18 protein-coding genes are annotated in these 17,307 nt (G+C 62.6%); 9 read left to right on the forward strand and 9 right to left on the reverse strand.

Features of this window, described 5'->3' with window-relative positions; translation table 11 throughout:
* Positions 1 to 38: 38 nt before the first annotated feature.
* The 3 genes from RLCC275e_RS26715 to RLCC275e_RS26725 are packed head-to-tail and all read left to right on the forward strand — an operon-like array spanning position 39 to position 2,900.
* Positions 39 to 1,208: a mandelate racemase/muconate lactonizing enzyme family protein gene (locus RLCC275e_RS26715; protein WP_033184515.1), complete on the forward strand. Its 1,170-nt coding sequence runs from the start codon at positions 39 to 41 to the stop codon at positions 1,206 to 1,208.
* 2 nt (positions 1,209 to 1,210) lie between these two features.
* Positions 1,211 to 1,900 carry a FadR/GntR family transcriptional regulator gene (locus RLCC275e_RS26720; RefSeq protein WP_130708023.1) on the forward strand — a complete coding sequence of 230 codons (690 nt, stop codon included), beginning with the start codon at positions 1,211 to 1,213 and terminating at the stop codon, positions 1,898 to 1,900.
* 25 nt (positions 1,901 to 1,925) lie between these two features.
* A complete protein-coding gene (locus RLCC275e_RS26725; RefSeq protein WP_033184513.1) occupies positions 1,926 to 2,900 on the forward strand; it encodes a hydroxyacid dehydrogenase in 975 nt (324 codons plus the stop codon).
* A gap of 79 nt (positions 2,901 to 2,979) precedes the next feature.
* Here the strand turns inward: RLCC275e_RS26725 and RLCC275e_RS26730 are convergent, their stop codons facing one another.
* The 7 genes from RLCC275e_RS26730 to RLCC275e_RS26760 all read right to left on the reverse strand — a co-directional run bounded on the left by RLCC275e_RS26730 (position 2,980) and on the right by RLCC275e_RS26760 (position 9,707).
* A complete protein-coding gene (locus RLCC275e_RS26730) occupies positions 2,980 to 4,056 on the reverse strand; it encodes an ABC transporter ATP-binding protein (RefSeq protein ID WP_033184512.1) in 1,077 nt (358 codons plus the stop codon).
* Complete coding sequence (locus tag RLCC275e_RS26735) at positions 4,056 to 5,165, reverse strand: ABC transporter ATP-binding protein (protein ID WP_033184511.1); 1,110 nt, start codon at positions 5,163 to 5,165, stop codon at positions 4,056 to 4,058. Before RLCC275e_RS26735 ends, RLCC275e_RS26730 begins: the two co-directional genes overlap by 1 nt.
* The gene (locus tag RLCC275e_RS26740) at positions 5,162 to 5,365 is read right to left on the reverse strand and encodes a hypothetical protein (RefSeq protein ID WP_033184510.1); all 204 of its coding nucleotides are present in this window, start codon (positions 5,363 to 5,365) and stop codon (positions 5,162 to 5,164) included. Before RLCC275e_RS26740 ends, RLCC275e_RS26735 begins: the two co-directional genes overlap by 4 nt.
* Positions 5,362 to 6,321, reverse strand: a complete 960-nt coding sequence (locus tag RLCC275e_RS26745; RefSeq protein WP_003549729.1) for a carbohydrate ABC transporter permease — start codon at positions 6,319 to 6,321, stop codon at positions 5,362 to 5,364. The genes RLCC275e_RS26740 and RLCC275e_RS26745 overlap by 4 nt, the downstream gene beginning before the upstream one ends.
* Position 6,322: 1 nt before the next feature.
* Entirely contained in the window at positions 6,323 to 7,228 is a 906-nt protein-coding gene (locus RLCC275e_RS26750) for a carbohydrate ABC transporter permease (RefSeq protein ID WP_003562956.1), read from the reverse strand.
* Positions 7,229 to 7,384: 156 nt separating this feature from the next.
* A complete protein-coding gene (locus tag RLCC275e_RS26755) occupies positions 7,385 to 8,695 on the reverse strand; it encodes an ABC transporter substrate-binding protein (RefSeq protein ID WP_033184509.1) in 1,311 nt (436 codons plus the stop codon).
* Between the two features lie 373 nt (positions 8,696 to 9,068).
* On the reverse strand, positions 9,069 to 9,707 hold the full coding sequence (locus RLCC275e_RS26760; RefSeq protein WP_033184508.1) for a TetR/AcrR family transcriptional regulator: 639 nt from the start codon (positions 9,705 to 9,707) through the stop codon (positions 9,069 to 9,071).
* A gap of 100 nt (positions 9,708 to 9,807) precedes the next feature.
* Here RLCC275e_RS26760 and RLCC275e_RS26765 point away from each other — a divergent pair, with 100 nt between their 5' ends.
* Genes RLCC275e_RS26765 through RLCC275e_RS26780 form a run of 4 tightly spaced genes read left to right on the forward strand, consistent with a single transcriptional unit; the run spans position 9,808 to position 13,518 of the window.
* Positions 9,808 to 11,004 carry a Tm-1-like ATP-binding domain-containing protein gene (locus RLCC275e_RS26765; RefSeq protein WP_033184507.1) on the forward strand — a complete coding sequence of 399 codons (1,197 nt, stop codon included), beginning with the start codon at positions 9,808 to 9,810 and terminating at the stop codon, positions 11,002 to 11,004.
* 11 nt (positions 11,005 to 11,015) lie between these two features.
* Entirely contained in the window at positions 11,016 to 11,858 is an 843-nt protein-coding gene (locus RLCC275e_RS26770; RefSeq protein WP_033184506.1) for a phosphoenolpyruvate hydrolase family protein, read from the forward strand.
* A gap of 24 nt (positions 11,859 to 11,882) precedes the next feature.
* Entirely contained in the window at positions 11,883 to 12,296 is a 414-nt protein-coding gene (locus RLCC275e_RS26775; RefSeq protein ID WP_033184505.1) for a cupin domain-containing protein, read from the forward strand.
* Between the two features lie 31 nt (positions 12,297 to 12,327).
* Positions 12,328 to 13,518: a M24 family metallopeptidase gene (locus RLCC275e_RS26780; protein ID WP_033184504.1), complete on the forward strand. Its 1,191-nt coding sequence runs from the start codon at positions 12,328 to 12,330 to the stop codon at positions 13,516 to 13,518.
* 72 nt (positions 13,519 to 13,590) lie between these two features.
* On the opposite strand, the gene RLCC275e_RS26785 is transcribed toward RLCC275e_RS26780, so the two are convergent.
* Together RLCC275e_RS26785 and RLCC275e_RS26790 are read right to left on the reverse strand one after the other, a co-directional pair.
* The gene (locus RLCC275e_RS26785) at positions 13,591 to 14,184 is read right to left on the reverse strand and encodes a DJ-1/PfpI family protein (RefSeq protein ID WP_003562944.1); all 594 of its coding nucleotides are present in this window, start codon (positions 14,182 to 14,184) and stop codon (positions 13,591 to 13,593) included.
* A gap of 56 nt (positions 14,185 to 14,240) precedes the next feature.
* On the reverse strand, positions 14,241 to 14,939 hold the full coding sequence (locus tag RLCC275e_RS26790; RefSeq protein ID WP_033184503.1) for a GntR family transcriptional regulator: 699 nt from the start codon (positions 14,937 to 14,939) through the stop codon (positions 14,241 to 14,243).
* A gap of 96 nt (positions 14,940 to 15,035) precedes the next feature.
* Between RLCC275e_RS26790 and RLCC275e_RS26795 the strand changes: the two genes are divergently transcribed.
* Together RLCC275e_RS26795 and RLCC275e_RS26800 are read left to right on the forward strand one after the other, a co-directional pair.
* Positions 15,036 to 16,070, forward strand: coding sequence for an Ldh family oxidoreductase (locus RLCC275e_RS26795; protein WP_033184502.1), 1,035 nt, complete (start codon positions 15,036 to 15,038; stop codon positions 16,068 to 16,070).
* Positions 16,067 to 17,296, forward strand: a complete 1,230-nt coding sequence (locus RLCC275e_RS26800) for an iron-containing alcohol dehydrogenase (protein WP_033184501.1) — start codon at positions 16,067 to 16,069, stop codon at positions 17,294 to 17,296. Before RLCC275e_RS26795 ends, RLCC275e_RS26800 begins: the two co-directional genes overlap by 4 nt.
* Positions 17,297 to 17,307 lie beyond the last annotated feature (11 nt).

A 17,307-nucleotide genomic window follows, 5' to 3' on the forward strand; every position in this document is an offset into this window, starting at 1 on the left:
TGTGGCTCGCGGGCCGTAAGGGGCAGGGGATCCGAGACATGCGCATTAAGACCGTAGAGGCCTGGTGGATCAAAATTCCTATCGAGGCGAGCCGTCAGCACCGCAGCGACTTCGGCCGACTGACGACCTTCGATAGTGCGATCCTGCGGATCGAAACGGACGACGGCATGGTCGGCTGGGGAGAGGGCAAGAACGCCGCCGGCAGTTCGGGCACCTATGGCACGCTGGTACACATGATCAATCACGAGATTGGACCGAAGCTCATTGGCCGCGATCCTGCCGACATCTCCACCATATGGGAGATGCTCTATAACGGTGTACGCCACGAGACGGCGGCGAGTTCGGGTCACGCCATGCCCGAGATCGCGCGGCGCGGTCTTTCCGTCGCGGCGATCAGCGCGGTCGACATAGCGCTCTGGGACATTCTCGGCAAGTCGCTCGGCGTCCCTGTCTGGAAGCTGCTGGGTGGGCGCAAGGCGGACAGGTTGCCCGCCTATGCCTCGGGCGGTTGGGAGAGCGTAGACCGGATCGGCGAACAGCTCCGGTCCTATATCGCGGCCGGTGGTTTCAAGTCAGTCAAGATGCGCGTCGGTGCGATGGATCGTGCGCTGCATGTCTCGGCATCGCGCGTGCGTGCGGCTCGCAAGGCAATCGGCCCCGACGTCGACCTGATGGTCGATGCGCACGGCACCTATACTGTTGCGGAGGCAAAGCGCTTCATCCAGATGGTCGCCGATTGCGACCTTGCCTGGTTCGAGGAGCCGGTAATAGCAGATGACAAGCCGGGCATGGCGGAGGTGCGCGCGGCTGGGAACGTGCCGATCGCTGCGGGCGAAAGCGAGGCGACGCGTTTTGCCTTTCGAGATCTTGCCATGCTTCGGGCCGCCGACATATTCCAGCCGGATCCCGCCTTCTGCGGCGGCATTACGGAGGCGATGCGCATCAGTTCGCTCGCCAGCGCCTTCAATCTCCGTTTCGCGCCGCATCTTTGGGCCGGCGCGCCCTGCTTCTTCTCCGGCCTGCACTTGTGTGCGGCCTCCCCGGCAAGCTTCATCATCGAATATTCGCTCGGCGCCAATCCGATGATCCACGATCTTGTCGAGGACACTGTGTCGGTGAAAGACGGTATGGTAGAGATCCCGGATAGGCCTGGCCTGGGTTTCACGATCAATCAGCGGGTCCTGGAGACTCACGCGCAAAGACAGTGACGATGAAAGAAAATTCCCTCCTCTCCGATCTCGCAGCCCACCTGTTCTCGAACTCGAGCGGCAACGGCCGCACGCCTTCGGAGCGAGAGCTTGCGGAGCATTTCGGAGTCAGCCGGGGCCAGGTTCGCGAGGCATTGGCCATTCTGGAGGCAATGCGCATCGTCGAGCGCCGGGCCAAGTCGGGCATCTATCTGACGACCACGGAGGCGAGCGTGGAGGCAATGGCGCTTTTTGCCCGCGCCGGCGTGCCGCTTGATCCTATCCTGATCTACGAGACCGTGGAGCTTCGCAAGATCCATGAAATCAAGGCCGCGGAACTCGCCTGCAATCGGGCGACGGAGGAGAATTACCAGCACTTGCGCGATATCCTCGCCGCGTCGGAGGCGAAGCTAGCCGCCGGCGAGGGGCTGGCGCGCGAGGACCGGGATTTTCATTTGGAGATCGTCCGGGCCACCAAAAATAGCGTCTTCCATCGGGTGTGCAGCGTCTATTACGTCATGGGCGAGCACCGCCTGCCGATCTACTTTGCCGACGCCGCCCGCAGCCGGCGCTCGCATGAGGAGCATATCCGCATCTACGAGGCGCTGCTTTCCCGAGACAGCAATCTCGCCCAGGCGCTGATGAGCGCGCATCTTCAAGGTGCGGAAAGCTATTGGAAGGGTCTTATCGGCGGTCCAGCGACGGCAGCCTGATAGGCGTAACCGGCGGGGAGGGCCGATGAGCTTCATCTTTTCCACACATCCCCTGCACCCTGCGGCCAGGTCCATGCTCGAGGCTGCGGGTGATCTGCGCGTCGCTTCCGCGCCCGATCCCGAAACATTGCTGCGAGAAGGCCGCGGCGCGGGCATCCTCGTCATACGAGCGCCGATCCCGCCGGCCTTCTTCGAGGACGCGCCGGCACTTCGCGCGGCGATCCGCCATGGTGCCGGGCTCGACATGGTGCCGATGGATGCGGCGACCCGCGCCGGCGTGCTTGTCGCCAACGTCCCGGGCGCCAATGCCTCGACTGTCGCCGAGCACGTCTTCCTCGTGACACTGGCCCTGCTTCGGCGCTTCCGCCTGATGGACCGCGAACTGCGTCAGAACGGCTGGGTGGCGGGCCGCGCCCAATCGGACGCGGCCGTCGACCTCGCCGGCCGCACCATGGGCATCGTCGGCATGGGCAATGTCGGCAAGGCGATCTTCAAGATCGCGAAGTTCGGTTTCGGCCTGGAGGTGGTGGCCACGAGCCGGTCGCCGGAAAGCGTGCCGGACGGCGTGCGTTTCCTGACGATCGATGAGCTTGTTGCGACGGCCGACATCGTGGTGCTCTGCTGCCCGCTGACGCCGGAGACGACTGGCATGCTCAATGCCGGTCGCGTCGGGCGCATGAAGCCCGCGGCCATTCTGGTCAACGTCTCGCGCGGCCCCGTGATCGATGATGCGGCATTGATCGAGGCGCTGCGCGATGGTCGCATCGGCGGAGCCGCGCTCGACGTCTTTGCAACGCAGCCGCTGCCGCTCGACCATCCCTATTTCGGCTTTGACAACGTCATCGTCACGCCGCATCTGGCTGGTCTGACGGAAGAGAGCATGATGCGCATGGGAACGGGCGCGGCGAGCGAAGCCCTGCGCGTCATCAAGGGCGACTTGCCCGTTAATTTGCGCAACCCCGAAGTGGTAGAACACTACCGCCGGCGCTTTCCCGAATAGCGCCTCGTCGCGACAACTCGAAACGCTCGCTGCCCCTGCCGTGCCGCCGAGACCGCGGGCATCCTTCGGACCGATCAGGTTAGCCCGCGTGCCGCAGGCTTACACCGCTTCCGGCGTCAAACAGCACGACCTTCTCCGGATTCCACGAAAAGCGAACCTCATCCTCGATCCGAAGCGCCGTCTGTGTCGGCACGGTCGCGTGGATGAACTTCTCGCCGGTGCGCAGCGTCACGATCTTTTCAACACCATGGTTTTCCACGTCGTGGACACGTGCTTCGCCGGGCGCGCCACTGTCGAGAAAAATGTCCTCGGGACGGATGCCGAAGGTGAGCGGGCGACCGTCTGTCGCGATCCCGTGTCCGTTGCCGAGCGGCAGCCGGTAGCCCTCGCTCGCCACTGCCTCACCGCCGGCAAGCGTGCCGGCAATCAGGTTCATCGGCGGCGAGCCGACCGCGCGCGCGACGAAGGTGTTGACCGGGTTTCCGTAGATCTCCTGCGGCGTACCCGTCTGCACCAGTTGGCCATTGTTCAGGACGCCGATCTTGTCGCCCATCGACATGGCCTCTATCTGGTCGTGAGTGACGAAGAGGAAGGTCGCGCCGAGGTTCATCTGCAGGTTTTTCAGCTCGGTGCGAAGTGCTTCGCGAAGCTTCGCATCGAGCGCCGAAAGCGGTTCGTCCATCAAGAAGACCCGCGGCTTGCGCACGATGGCCCGGCCGATCGATACGCGCTGCATCTCGCCTCCCGACAGTCGGTCCGTCTTGCGGTCGAGCAGATGCTCGATGCGCAGGGTCTTCGCAACGCGGTCGACGCGCTCCTTGATTTCTCCGGGTTCAACGCGACGGATACGGGATTTCAACGGAAATTCCAGGTTCTCCCGCACCGTATAGCGCGGGTAAAGCGAATATTGCTGGAGCACCAGGGCCACGTCGCGCTCGGCGGCACCCCATTCGGCAACGTCCTGCCCGTCGATGAAGACCTGGCCTGCGGTAGGCTTTTCGAGGCCGGCGATCAGGCGCAGCGTCGTCGTCTTGCCGGCGCCGGTCTGCCCGAGCAGCACGAAGAACTCGCCGTCAGCAATGTCGATGTTCAGGTTTTTCAGCGCCGTGTGGTTGCCGAAGGTCTTGGTGATGCCCTTGAGTTCGATATGCGCCATCAGAGTCTGATCCCGAGCGACGAGCCGGTCGCGGTGTTGAAGAAATGTGCCTGGGCGGGGTCGATGCGCGCCCAGACGGCTTCGCCGGGACCAGGCACGAAACCGCTCTTGGTGCGTGCCCTGATCATCTGGTGACCGACCTTCAGGTCCACGATGTCGTGCGAGCCGAGAGGCTCAATGATATGCGCTTCGACCGGCATGAAGCCTTCGCGGGCCTCCCGTGAAACGAGCACGCCCTCAGGCCGGACCCCGAGTGTCAACTTGCCGTTTTCGGCCCTTGCGTCGGAAAGGCGGCTGGCCAGCACGGCGGGGAACTCGAAGCCCGTCGTGCCATCGCCGACCTGCACGCTGGTATGGCTGCCCGTTTCGCTGATAGTCGCCGGCGCCATGTTCATGACCGGACTTCCGACGAACTGGGCGACGAACGTGTTGGCGGGTTGCGCGTAAACCTCCTCAGGCGTGCCGATCTGCTGGAGGATGCCCTCGTGCATGATGACGATGCGGTCGGCGAGCGACATGGCCTCCACCTGGTCATGCGTCACGTAGATGGTGGTTGAACCCTGCTTGATATGCAGGCGCTTGATTTCCGCCCGCATCTCCTCGCGCAGCTTCGCGTCGAGCGCACCGATCGGCTCGTCCATCAGCATGGCCTTTGGGCGTCGCACCAGCGCGCGGCCGATTGCGACCCGCTGCATGTCGCCGCCTGACAGCGCCGAGGGCTTGCGGGCCAGCAAACCGGTGATGCGCAGCACACCGGCGATCTCGCGGACCGACGCATCGACATCGGCACGGCTCATCCGGGTAGCGCGGAGCGGGAAGGCGATGTTCTCGTAGACCGTCATGTGCGGATAGAGCGAGAAGGATTGGAACACCATGGCGATGTCCCTGCCGGATGCCTTGATATGCTGCACCGGCTGCCCGTCGATCAGAATGTCGCCTTCGTCGATCGTCTCCAGCCCCGCGACGGCGCGCAATGTCGTCGTCTTTCCGCAGCCCGATTGTCCAAGCAGCACGATGAATTCGTTGTCGGCGATGGCGAGATTAAGGTCTTTGATGACCTGGACGGCACCGAAATATTTCTGAATTCCGCGAAGTTCGATCTGCGTCATGAATGGCTGCCTTCGTCTGGTTGCGCGTCCCGCGGGATTTTGGTCGCCACCATGAAGGCGATCAGTCCGACGAGCGTCATCGTCATGCCGTAGCGATGCAGAAACAGGTTCCAGGGCTGGCAGAGCGCGATAATGCCGAGGATCATCAGATACTGTGATGCGGGTTCGAGATATTTCTGGTTCAAGGCGCGGAAGGTCATTTGCGGATCGCTCCGAAGCTCATGCCGCGCAGGAGATGGTTCCTGAGCAGGAAGGTGAAGATGGCGACCGGTAGCAGGAACAGGAACGTGCCGGCCGCAATGACCGTCCAATCCGGCAGGCCCGAGCCGACCTGGCTCGGGATGAAGGGTGGAGCCGTTTGCGCGCGTCGGTTCGTCATAATTAGCGCAAATGCATATTCGTTCCAGGCCGTGATGAAGCAGAAGACCGCGGTCGCGGCGATTCCGGTCGCTGCTTCCGGGATGACGATCTTGAAAAAGGCCTCCATCCGCGTGTAGCCGTCGACGAGCGCGGCCTCCTCGTATTCCTTCGGGATCTCGTCGATGAAGCCCTTCATCAGCCAGACGGAAAAGGAAAGGTTGAAGGCGGTGTAGAGTATGATGAGGCCCCAATGCGTGTCGTTGAGGCCGACGACACGGTACATGAGGAACATCGGGATCGCCACGACGACGGGCGGCAGCATGCGCGTCGACAAGATGAAGAAGAGAAGGTCTGCCTCCCCCTTCACTTTGAAGCGCGAGAAACCGTAGGCTGTAAATGTCCCCATGCCGACAGCCAGCACCGTGGACGTGATGGCGACGATCAGCGAGTTCATGAAGCGGTTCGGATAGCCGGAGGGCTGCACCTCGCCGCGGCCGGAGCGAACGATCTTCTCGCCGCCGTCGAACACCATCCGCTCCCACCAGGGGGCGGCGGCATATTCTTCAGGGGTGGGCGCCCCGCGCAGTTGCGAGCGCTTGGTGAAGAGCTTCACGAAGGGCGAGAGTTCCGGCTCGAAGAGCACCGTCGGCGGAATGGTGGTGGCGAGGTTGCGCGGCTTGAAGGCCGTCGAGGTGATCCAGTAGATCGGCGCAAGGAAGATCAGCGTGATGACCAGTACGGCGGCGATCGCCACCCGGTTCAGCGCGCGTTCGGAGCGGGTTTGGACGGCAGCCATCTCAGCGCTCCTTCACTTTGTTGAGGTACTTGACGTAGATGTTGGTGATGGCAAGAACCATGATGAGGACGATGTAGGCGAGTGCGCAGGAGCGCCCCGTCTGCCATTCCTGGAAGGCCATCTTGTAGAGCCGGATGGAGATCACCTCGGTCGTCGGTTGGCTGGTCAGGATGTAGGCGAGGTCGAAGGTCTTGAAGGCCTCCATCGTACGGAAGATGATTGCGATCATGAGGATCGGCGCCACCAGCGGCAGCGTGATGCGGAAGAATGTATAGAACGGCCCCGCCCGGTCGATCGCCGCTGCCTCGTAGAGATGCTTTGGCACGGCCGAAAGGCCGGCAAGCGACAGCAGCATCACGAAGGGCGACCACATCCAGATGTCCGTGATTGCGACCGCATAGAGCGCCATGTCCGGATTCGACAGCCACTCGAAGGAGCCGAGGCCGAGTGCGTAGTTGATGATGCCGAAGGACGGGTCGTAGAGCAGCTTCCAGAAGAGGCCGACCACGGCCATCGAGAGCATCATCGGCAGCAGCAGCAGCGTCGTCAGAAGACCCTTCAGCGGGATATCGCGGTTGAGCAGCATCGCGGTGCCGAAGCCGACGATCACCTGCCCCGTCACAGAGACGATCACATATTTCGCCGTGATGGCGAAATTTGACCAGATGAAAGGATCGTTCAGCAACTCGCGGTAGTTCTGCAGGCCGACGAAGTTGGCCGGCGCGTTCGACGAAGCGCGAAAGTCGGTGAAGGAATAGCCGAGCGAATAGATCAGCGGAAAGATGTTAAAGACGATCAGGAACAGGATCGTCGGAATGATGAAGAGATTGCGAATCCGGATGTCGCTCATGCCGCGGGATGCGGCACGCGATTTCGTGTCCAGCGATGTCATGACTGCGGTGGCCAATCCTCTCCTCCTCCGAGAGTTCGGCGCCAGATGCCGGAACGGCATCACGATGCGCGAAGTTGATGCCGGGCGCCGCGCCCTCTCGAGCCGCGCCCTTCGGCGCGGAGATGCAGAATGAATTGGGAGGGGCCGCGGCCCCTCCACTGAGCGCGCTTGCTACTTGTGGCGTCCGTATTTCGCGAACGTCGCGTTCCAGTCCGCTGCCAGGGATTCGAGCGCTTCCTTCGCCGTGCCTTGGCCGGCGGTGACGAAGGGATAAATGCGCTGGTTCATCTGGATCAGCAGTTCGGCATATTCAGGCGTTGCCCAGAAGTCCTTCACCTTGAACATCGTCTCGTAGAAGGCCTTATTATAGGGTGTCGCGTTCTGAAATTCCGGCGATTCAAGCACCTTGGCGCTTGCCGTGTAGCCGCCGAGTTCGGCCCAGCGCTTCTGGGTCTCGTCCTTAACGAACCATTCGAGGAATTTCATCGCCTCTTCCTGGTTTTTTGAGTAGGAGATCACCGATATGCCTTGGCCGCCGAGCGCTGCGAATTGCTCGCCGTTCGGGCCTGCCGGATTGGCAAAGAAGCCGGTAACCTTGGCGTTCGGGTTGGACGCCTCGTTCACCAGGGCAGGGAAGAAGGCGAAGTAGTTCATGCTCATCGCCGCCAGGTTCTCGGTGATCGCCTGGTTGTTCTCGACGAAGAAGGACTTGGCCCAGCCCGGAGGCGTAAAGCCGTAGAGCTCGCGATAAAGCTCGAGCGCCTTGACGTTCTTCTCGGAATTGATGATGCCGTCGACCTTGTAGCTCTGGTAGTCGCCGAGTTCGCCTCCAAACGAGAAGATCGCGTTCTCGACACCCATGACGAGACCGTCATAAGAGTTGTCGGTGTAGATGGCGATTCCGTATCGCTTCTGGTCTGGACGGTGGAAGAACTCGGCGATGTCACGCATCTCGGCCCATGTCTTCGGCGGGGCGAGGTCGTAGCCGTATTTGGCCTTGAACGCCTCCATCTCCTTGGGATCTTCGAACCAGTCCTTGCGGTAGGACCAGCCGACGGCGTCGCCTTCGGCCGGAACCGACCAGTACTTTTTCGAGTTCGACGGATATTCGGAGTAGTATTTCACCGTTGCCGGGGCCATCACCTGGGTCAGATTGTGCTTGGTGAAGAAGTCGGTCAGATCGACGTAATGGCCGGCTTCGGACGCTGCCCCGATCCACTGACTGTCGCCGACGACCATGTCATAGGCTGAACCCTTGGCGTTGAACTCGGTGAAGGCCTTGGTCTGGAAGTCGGCCCACGGGGTGGTCTCGACCGTGACCTTGACGCCGGTTTGTGCCTCGTATTCGTTGGCGAGTTCCTGAAGGTAGTTTGCCGGGTCCCACTCAGCCCAGAAGATGGTCAGTTCCTGGGCCTGTGCGGATGTTCCGCACGCCCACATCAATCCGACACCGGCCAACAGACCGGTCATAGTTTTGCGCATAACGTTTCCTCCCATTTATGCACGCCTCCCGCTTCATCGCGGGCCTCCCGATCTGGCTTCCCGATCCTCCTGGGTGGTGTTCGTGCTGGGGGTCCTCCTCGACCCCTTCGCGCGTTTCAGATCTCAAGCCTGAATGTCGTTACCTTAATCTGGTATTACCAAATGCCATTATCGTCAAGCGCAACCTGGGAGAGCTCTCGTCAAAGGCTCGTCTTCGATGTTTCGACGTCCATCCCCTGCAAATGCGGGCCTGTCGACGCGGTCTTGTCGGTCCGTCTCACAGTCATCATCGCCGATCCAGACCACACAATACAAGAACATATTACTGCCACTGGTCTAACCAGTTTGTGCACCAAGTCTGGGGCGTGCCACGTTATGCCTCGCTCTCTGCCTGCCGTAATGCGGTATCGACAAGAGCCCTGGCGGCCCACTCGGCAACAGACTGCGCGCCTTCCGAGGTCAGGCCCCAGATATCCTTCAATACGATCAGCACCTCGACGCCGAAGACAAGCGAAAGAGCCTGCGCAAGGCGTTCCCGGGATTCGGGCGGCACGGTGCCCTGCAGGGGGGCAGTGACGCTCTTCAGCAGGTCGACCCGGTGGCCGCGCTTGAACAGCGGCTCGTTGCCGAGCGTGCCCGCCTGGCGCTGCGCCCACTGGTCCAGCGAAAGTTTCAGCGCCGCCTTGAAGGTGGCCTCGAACTCGTCGATGCGCGGCATTGCGGTCGCCAAGAGGTCGGCAACGCGGGTGCGTGCGTCCGGGCTGTCCGATGACCAACTGAGTATCGGCCCCAGAGCCTCATCCACCACGGCATGCACGAGCACGGCCTGGCTCGGAAAGTAACGGTAGGCCGTCGCGCGCGAGACTTCGGCCGCTTCGGCGACTTCACTTACCGACGGAGTGATGCCGGACTGCATGAGCCGTGTTGCCGTTTCGAGCATCAGTTTTCGCGTTCGGGCACGCGGGCCTCGCTCGGTCCTGGTTGTTTCGTTCTGTTGACGTGAGACATCCATGTCTTTATGATACGCACGTCTCACAATTTTGCAAGGGCCCGTCGCTTTGCCCCGAACGTGAGATATGCCGGGAGGAAATCCACCCGGTCGCGGAGGGGAAATGAAGCAGATCTACGTGGTCGGCACGGCCGACACGAAGGGCGAGGAGCTTGAGTATCTGGCCGCTTGCATCGAAGCGGCGGGCGGGGGTGTTGTCCGCGTCGACGTCGGCATAGGCGAGCCTGCGACCGCCGTCGATGTGAAGGCCGACGCAGTGGCGGCGTGCCATCCTGACGGGGCGGAAGCCGTTCTTGCCAGCGGGGACCGCGGAAGGGCGGTCGAGGCGATGGGCATTGCCTTCGCGCGTTTCCTCGTGGAGCGCCAGGATATCGCCGGCGTCATCGGTATCGGTGGAGGCGGGGGCACTTCGATCATTACCGCAGGCATGCGCCAATTGCCGCTCGGTCTGCCAAAGATCATGGTCTCGACGCTCGCATCCGGCGACGTTGCTCCCTATGTCGATGTTTCCGACATCGTGATGATGCCCTCGGTCACGGACATGGCGGGCCTGAACCGGCTGAGCCGCGTCATCCTTCACAACGCCGCCCAGGCGATCACCGCCATGGCCCGCCGCCCGGCTGAGGTGACTGCATCCAAACCGGCCCTCGGGCTTACCATGTTCGGCGTTACCACACCTGCCGTATCCGCCATGGCCGAGCGCCTTCGGGCGGACTATGATTGCCTGGTCTTCCACGCCACAGGCACGGGCGGGCGGGCGATGGAGAAGCTTGCCGACAGCGAGCTCATCTCTGGCGTGCTCGACATCACGACGACCGAGGTCTGCGACCTGCTTTTCGGCGGCGTCTTGCCCGCCACCTCGGACCGTTTCGGCGCCATTGCTCGCAAAGGCTTGCCCTATGTCGGTTCGGTTGGTGCGCTCGACATGGTGAATTTCTGGGCGCCGGAGACCGTTCCTGAGCGCTATGCCGGCCGGCTGTTTTACCGGCACAACCCGAACGTCACCTTGATGCGCACAACGTCGGCCGAATGTGCGCAGATTGGCCGCTGGATCGGCGACAAGCTCAATCTCTGCCACGGCCCCCTACGCTTCCTCATTCCCGAAAAGGGCGTTTCGGCCCTCGACATCGAAGGCGGTGCGTTCTTCGATCCGCAAGCCAACGCCGCGCTTTTTGCCGCGCTCGAGGCGACGGTGAAGCCGACGGCGTCGCGACGTATTATTCGCCTGCCGTTCCATATCAACGACCCAGATTTCGCCGAGGCCGCCGTCGCAGCCTATCGTGACATCGCCAACCCCTGAGAGACAAATCGATGCCAGTCATACCGCGCAACACCATCCTCGAAAAATTTCACGGCATGATCGCAGCCGGCGTGCCGATCGTCGGCGGCGGCGCCGGCACGGGCATCTCCGCCAAGGCCGAGGAGGCAGGCGGCATCGACCTCATCATTATCTACAATTCCGGGCGCTACCGGATGGCGGGGCGCGGTTCGGCGGCCGGACTGCTGGCCTATGGCAATGCCAACGAGATCGTCAAGGACATGGCACTTGAAGTGTTGCCGGTCGTGAAAAAGACGCCGGTTCTCGCCGGCGTCAACGGCACGGACCCCTTCGTGCTGATGCCGCGCTTCCTCGCCGACCTCAAGGCAATGGGCTTTTCCGGCGTACAGAACTTCCCCACCATCGGCCTCTTCGATGGCCGGATGCGGCAGAGTTTCGAGGAGACAGGCATGAGCTACAATCTGGAGGTCGAGATGATCGCCACCGCCCACGGGCTCGACCTGCTGACGACCCCCTATGTCTTCAACGAGAGCGAGGCTATCTCCATGACGGCGGCCGGGGCCGACATCGTCGTGGCGCATATGGGCGTGACGACCGGCGGCACGATCGGGGCCACCTCCGGCAAGTCCCTCGATGACTGCGTCGATGAGATCGCTGCAATTTCCAAGGCGGCACGTTCCGTGCGCGACGACATCATCGTGCTCTGCCACGGCGGCCCGATCTCCATGCCGGAGGATGCGCGCTACGTTCTCGAGCGTTGCCCTGGCTGCCACGGCTTTTATGGCGCAAGCTCGATGGAGCGCCTGCCGGCAGAGGCGGCAATTCGCAAGCAGACGGAAGATTTCAAGGCGCTCGCCATCGGCGCGGTCGTCTGAGGAAGGACGTGGAGGAGCCGTTTCATGGTAAAGGACAAGTACTTCATTTATCCTAAGGATGTGAGCGCCTTCGGTTTCGACTGGGGCAAGCTGTCGCTGACTGTGGCGCCCGAGGTCAACGGCGCCAGCCGGTTTTCCGGCGGTGTCGTCGAACTGCCAAGCGGCGAGGGGCATTCCCGCCACAATCATCCTGGCGCGGAGGAAATCATTTTTGTGATTTCCGGCAAGGGCGAGCAGATGGTCGAGGACGAGACGGGTAATCCGATCACGCGGAAGGTCGCCAGCGGCTGCACGATCTATGTTCCCGAAAGTCGCTTCCATTCGACGAAGAACACTGGCGGCGGGCCAATGCTCCTCTTCGTGGTCTACTCACCGGCGGGGCCGGAGCTTGCGCTTCGCGATTTGCCGGACTTCCGCCTGCTGCCGCCGGGCTTCTGAAGCGTCGCATCCATTTTCTGGGAGGAAGACAATGAACGACAATACAGGGCAAACAAAGCAGGCCGCCGTGACGCCGTTCGATACGGCCAAGCTCGACCGTCTCATGGAGGAAGCCGGTATCGACGTCATCGTCGCCACCTCCAAACACAACACGCAATACCTCATGGGCGGCTATAAGTTCATCTTCTTCGCCGCCATGGATGCGATCGGGCATAGCCGATATCTGCCGATGGTGATTTATGAGAAAGGCGCGCCCGATCACTCCGCCTATGTGGGCAACCGCATGGAGGGCGCAGAGCACCAGAACAATCCATTCTGGACGCCCTCCGTGCATACGGCGACCTGGGGCACGCAGGATGCCGCCGGGCTCGCCGTCGAGCACCTAAAGAAAATCGGCAAGACCGGTGGGCGCATCGGCATCGAGCCAGCCTTCCTGCCATCCGACGCCCGCGACCTGCTTGCCTCTCGGCTGGAGGGCGCTCGATTTGTCGATGCCACGCATGTGTTGGAGCGGCTAAGGGCCGTCAAGACGCCGGACGAACTGGCAAAGCTGAGACGCGCCTCCGAACTGATTACCGACTCTATGCTGGCGACGATCGCGGCGGCCCGCGCCGGCTCGACGAAGATGGAGATCATCGAGCAGCTGCGCCGGGAGGAAACGAACCGCGGCCTGCACTTCGAATACTGCCTGCTGACGCTTGGCTCCAGCCACAACCGCGCGGGCTCGCCGCAAGCCTGGGTCGAGGGCGAGATCCTGTCGATCGATTCCGGCGGCAACTATCACGGATATATCGGTGACCTCTGCCGCATGGGTGTGCTCGGCGAGCCGGATGCGGAGCTGGAGGACCTTCTGGCCGAAGTCGAATGCATCCAGCAAGCGGCCTTCGCCAAGGTCAGGGCAGGGGTTGCGGGCAGGGAGATAATCGTAGCAGCGGAAGCCGAGCTCGAGGCCTCGCCATCGGCGGCCTTCACCGACTTTTTCTGCCATGGCATGGGCCTCATCACCCACGAAGCGCCATTCCTGATGACGAACCACCCCGTCACATATGATGGCATCGATGCCGACAAGCCGATGGAAGCCGGGAGCGTGATCTCGGTCGAGACGACGATGCTTCACCCAAAGCGCGGATTCATCAAGTTGGAGGATACGCTCGCGATCACCGATGGCGGCTATGAAATGTTCGGCGACCGTGGCCGCGGCTGGAACCGCGGTGGAGCGTGATTGCAGGCCAAACCGCAAAGAAGGCCTGGCAGATGTCACCTGCTAGGCCTTCTGCTATTTGGTACCGTCGTCTCAGGTGTGGTGGATCTCCGTTCCCAGCACCTTCAGGCATTCGCGGATAAAGGCGGCGAGCGCCGTCCAGCCCTTGGCCGAAACCATCGTGCCATCGACATAGGCTTCGGTTGGCGAGAGGTCGATATAGGTTCCGCCCGCCAGGGTGACTTCGGGTTCGCAGGCCCCAAGTGCACCCACCTTCTTGCCGCGAACGACACCGTCGACCGCGATCAGGATCTGGACCCCGTGGCAGATGGTGAAGATCGGCTTCTTCTGCTCGTGGAAATGACGCACCATTGCCTGCACCCGCTTGTCGGTGCGGATATATTCCGGTCCACGCCCGCCGGCGCAGTAGACGGCATGATACTGGTCGAGCTGGTTCTCGGCCTCGGAAAACGTCTTGTTGATGGTGACATTGTGCCCGAGTTTTTCGGTGTAGGTCTGGTCTCCCTCGAAATCGTGCAGCGACGTCCTGAGGATGTCGCCGGCCTTCTTGTCCGGGCACACAACGTGCACAGTGTGGCCGACCGCCTCCATCGCCTGCTGATAGACGAAGATTTCGTACTCCTCGGTGAAATCGCCGGTGAGCATCAGGATTTTCTTGCCTGGCATGGGTTCTCCTCCTCGTTGTCAGGTCGGGCAGGCTCGTCCTTGCCCGGCGCGGTTGCTCAGATTTCGTCGAATGCCGGCAACAGCCGGTCGCGCGAATGTTCGATATGAATGCGCATTGCGTTCGCAGCCGCGCCCGGGTCGCGCGCCGCAAAGGCATCGAGCAGCGTCTGATGCTCGGCGAGCGCCTCCTCGGTGACGCGGCGATGGAACATCAGGCGGAAGATATGGAAATGCGTGTGCTGGAATGTCAGCATCTCGCGGATCAACTCGTTGCCGGCAAATTCCATGATCCGGTCGTGAAAGATGGCATCCTGGCGCGCGAAAGCCGAATAGTTCGCTCGTTCGTCCCTGTCGTCGCTGCGTGTCATCACGCCCGCGGCCTCGGTGAGAATGGCGAGCTTTCCGTCGTTCATCGCCTCGGCTGCCTTCGCAGCGCCGGCAGGTTCCAACAGCAGACGCAGTTCATAGAGCTCGTCGAAGCGGTGGCGCGTGATCTGCGGCGCGGCACGATAGCCAACGAGATGCTGCTTGACGACGAGGCCTTCGCCTTCAAGCCGGCCGAGGGCTTCGCGGATCGGCGTATGGGAGACGTTGAACTCCTTGACCAGGTTGTCGACCGTGATGCGCGTCCCCGGCGCAATCTTCAACGACATGAGCTGGTTGAAGATTGCCTCGTAGACGTCGCCCGCCAGGCTGTTGGCGCGCGGTATCTGGGTTGTGCCCGTTGAGGGTTCCTTCGGTCTCGTCGAAATCATCTGCTGCCTTGCCTCTTGACAGGTTCAATCGCTAGCACGATGCTGCGGCCAAGACAATCCTATATCCTATACGATTTAATATAGGGAGGAAAAATCATGCGCCTATCCGAAGCAGCAGCCCTCGCGCTTGCCACCCGCCTGCTGGAAGAGCATGGCGCACCGCGTGACCATGCGGCCCTGCAGGCTCGCGTCCTGGTAGCAGCGGAGATGAAGGGGCACCCCTCGCATGGCCTGTACCGGCTTCCGCGGCTGGTCGAACGGATCGAACGCGGGGTCATTGACCCACAGACGAAGGGCACGCAGCGCTGGCGCGCGGATGCGGTGCTGGAAGTGGAGGGTTCGTCGGGATTTGGCCCCGTCGTTGCCATGGCCGCGATCGAGCGGCTGGCGCCTCACATTCCCGATCTTGGTATCGGCCTTGTCGCCGTGCGCAATGCCAACCATCTCGGCATGCTCGCGCATTATGTGGAGGCCATCGCCGCAATCGGTTTCGTCGGCATCGCGCTCTCGTCGAGCGAGGCGCTGGTCCATCCTTTCGGCGGTACCCGGGCCATGCTCGGCACCAACCCCATCGCCATCGCCGTGCCGACGGCCGAAGAACCGCTCGTGCTCGACCTTGCCACCAGCCTCGTGCCGATGGGCAGGATCCATCATCACGCGGCGACCGGCAGGCCCATTCCCGAGGGATGGGCGCGCGATGCGGCCGGCAACCCGACGACCGATCCGGGGCATGCGAAGGCCGGCGCGATTGCGCCCTTCGGCGACGCGAAGGGCTACGGCCTCGGCATCGCTTTGGAGCTGCTGGTGGCAGCTCTTGCCGGCTCGGCGCTCGCGCCGGATGTGCGCGGCACGCTCGACAGCCAGCCGCCGTGCAACAAGGGTGACGTCTTCATCTTGATCGAACCCAGTCTGGCGCCGGGACTGCCGGCGCGACTGTCGACCTACCTCGATGCCGTGCGCGGTTCACCACCCGCCAGCGCTGGCGAACCGGTTCTCGTCCCGGGCGATCGTGCCCGCCGGAGGCGGGCGGCAGCAAGCCGCAACGGGTTCGAGATCGACCAGCGCCTCTGGGAAGACCTCAACGCGCTTTCGCGCCCTCGCATTCTGGCCTTCGAGGGACAAAGATCATGAGCCTGTTTGCCGCCTTGAGGCTGCCGCGGGAAATCCTGTTTGGCGTCGGCCAGCGCCATGCGCTCGCGAGCGTCGCCAGCAGAACCGGCCGGCGCGCACTCGTCTGCACGGATGCGCGTTTTGCCGCAACACCGGTCTTCGCGGAAATGATCGCCGCGCTTGAAGCAGCCGGCATTGTCGTGCTGGTGCATGACCGCACGCTGCCGGACGTGCCGCAAGATACGGTCGCGGTTTGCGTTGAGGCCGCACGCGGTTTTGAGCCCGATATGGTGATCGGCATCGGCGGCGGCAGCTGTCTCGACATGGCGAAATGCGCTTCGCTTATGCTCGCTCACGGCGGCGCCCTCGCCGATTATTACGGTGAGTTCAAGGTGCCGGCGCCCGTCCTGCCGGTGATCGCCGTGCCGACGACGGCAGGCACGGGCTCCGAGGTGACGCCGGTCGCGGTTGTTTCTGATTCTGACCGTATCCTGAAGGTTGGCATTTCCAGCCCATATCTCATCGCCGCAGCGGCGATCTGCGACCCGGACCTGACCTTATCCTGCCCACCTGGGCTCACCGCGATTGCCGGTGCGGATGCTTTGACGCATGCCATCGAAGCCTTCACGGCCATGCGCCGCCCCGGCGATCCTGAACTCGCGCAGCAGCATGTCTTCATCGGCAAGAGCGATCTCTCTGACCAGTTCGCGCTGCATGCCATCCGGCTCCTCAGCCGGAGCTTGGAAAAGGCCTTCGTCGACGGCGCCGACATCGATGCGCGCGCCGATGTGATGATGGGTGCGCTCGCAGCCGGCTGCGCCTTCGGAACGGCGGGTACCGCTGCGGCCCATGCCGTGCAATATCCGGTCGGTGCCTTGACCCATACGCCGCACGGCCTCGGGGTTGCGACCATGCTGCCCTATGTGATGACATATAATCGCCGCGTCGCGGGCGCGGACATCGCCATTGTCGGTAGGGCGCTCGGCCTTGATCCGACCGGAGTGGAGGACGACGAGACTGTTGCCGATGCCGCGATCGGCGAGGTGAGCCGCCTCTTCGCCGCGATCGGCATCGCGCCGACGCTTGCCGGGCTCGGCCTGCCGGAAGACAGGATCGACTGGGCCGCAGAGCAGGCGCTCGGCATCGGCCGGCTGATCAAGAACAATCCACGCTCCTTCGATACGGCTGCCATGCGCGGCCTGGTGCGGGCCGCCTATGACGGCGACCTGGCCGCTTCCGCCCTCTGACTTGGAAACCA

The sequence above is a fragment of the Rhizobium brockwellii genome (genome assembly GCF_000769405.2).
Taxonomy (GTDB): domain Bacteria; phylum Pseudomonadota; class Alphaproteobacteria; order Rhizobiales; family Rhizobiaceae; genus Rhizobium; species Rhizobium brockwellii.

What these genes read in the sequence shown, in the direction of transcription:
- RLCC275e_RS26715 (WP_033184515.1), top strand. Translation starts at nt 39, where the DNA reads ATGCGCATTAAGACCGTAGAGGCCTGGTGGATCAAAATTCCTATCGAG.
- RLCC275e_RS26720 (WP_130708023.1), top strand. Translation starts at nt 1,211, where the DNA reads ATGAAAGAAAATTCCCTCCTCTCCGATCTCGCAGCCCACCTGTTCTCG.
- RLCC275e_RS26725 (WP_033184513.1), top strand. Translation starts at nt 1,926, where the DNA reads ATGAGCTTCATCTTTTCCACACATCCCCTGCACCCTGCGGCCAGGTCC.
- RLCC275e_RS26730 (WP_033184512.1), bottom strand. Translation starts at nt 4,056, where the DNA reads ATGGCGCATATCGAACTCAAGGGCATCACCAAGACCTTCGGCAACCAC.
- RLCC275e_RS26735 (WP_033184511.1), bottom strand. Translation starts at nt 5,165, where the DNA reads ATGACGCAGATCGAACTTCGCGGAATTCAGAAATATTTCGGTGCCGTC.
- RLCC275e_RS26740 (WP_033184510.1), bottom strand. Translation starts at nt 5,365, where the DNA reads ATGACCTTCCGCGCCTTGAACCAGAAATATCTCGAACCCGCATCACAG.
- RLCC275e_RS26745 (WP_003549729.1), bottom strand. Translation starts at nt 6,321, where the DNA reads ATGGCTGCCGTCCAAACCCGCTCCGAACGCGCGCTGAACCGGGTGGCG.
- RLCC275e_RS26755 (WP_033184509.1), bottom strand. Translation starts at nt 8,695, where the DNA reads ATGCGCAAAACTATGACCGGTCTGTTGGCCGGTGTCGGATTGATGTGG.
- RLCC275e_RS26760 (WP_033184508.1), bottom strand. Translation starts at nt 9,707, where the DNA reads ATGGATGTCTCACGTCAACAGAACGAAACAACCAGGACCGAGCGAGGC.
- RLCC275e_RS26765 (WP_033184507.1), top strand. Translation starts at nt 9,808, where the DNA reads ATGAAGCAGATCTACGTGGTCGGCACGGCCGACACGAAGGGCGAGGAG.
- RLCC275e_RS26770 (WP_033184506.1), top strand. Translation starts at nt 11,016, where the DNA reads ATGCCAGTCATACCGCGCAACACCATCCTCGAAAAATTTCACGGCATG.
- RLCC275e_RS26775 (WP_033184505.1), top strand. Translation starts at nt 11,883, where the DNA reads ATGGTAAAGGACAAGTACTTCATTTATCCTAAGGATGTGAGCGCCTTC.
- RLCC275e_RS26780 (WP_033184504.1), top strand. Translation starts at nt 12,328, where the DNA reads ATGAACGACAATACAGGGCAAACAAAGCAGGCCGCCGTGACGCCGTTC.
- RLCC275e_RS26785 (WP_003562944.1), bottom strand. Translation starts at nt 14,184, where the DNA reads ATGCCAGGCAAGAAAATCCTGATGCTCACCGGCGATTTCACCGAGGAG.
- RLCC275e_RS26790 (WP_033184503.1), bottom strand. Translation starts at nt 14,939, where the DNA reads ATGATTTCGACGAGACCGAAGGAACCCTCAACGGGCACAACCCAGATA.
- RLCC275e_RS26795 (WP_033184502.1), top strand. Translation starts at nt 15,036, where the DNA reads ATGCGCCTATCCGAAGCAGCAGCCCTCGCGCTTGCCACCCGCCTGCTG.
- RLCC275e_RS26800 (WP_033184501.1), top strand. Translation starts at nt 16,067, where the DNA reads ATGAGCCTGTTTGCCGCCTTGAGGCTGCCGCGGGAAATCCTGTTTGGC.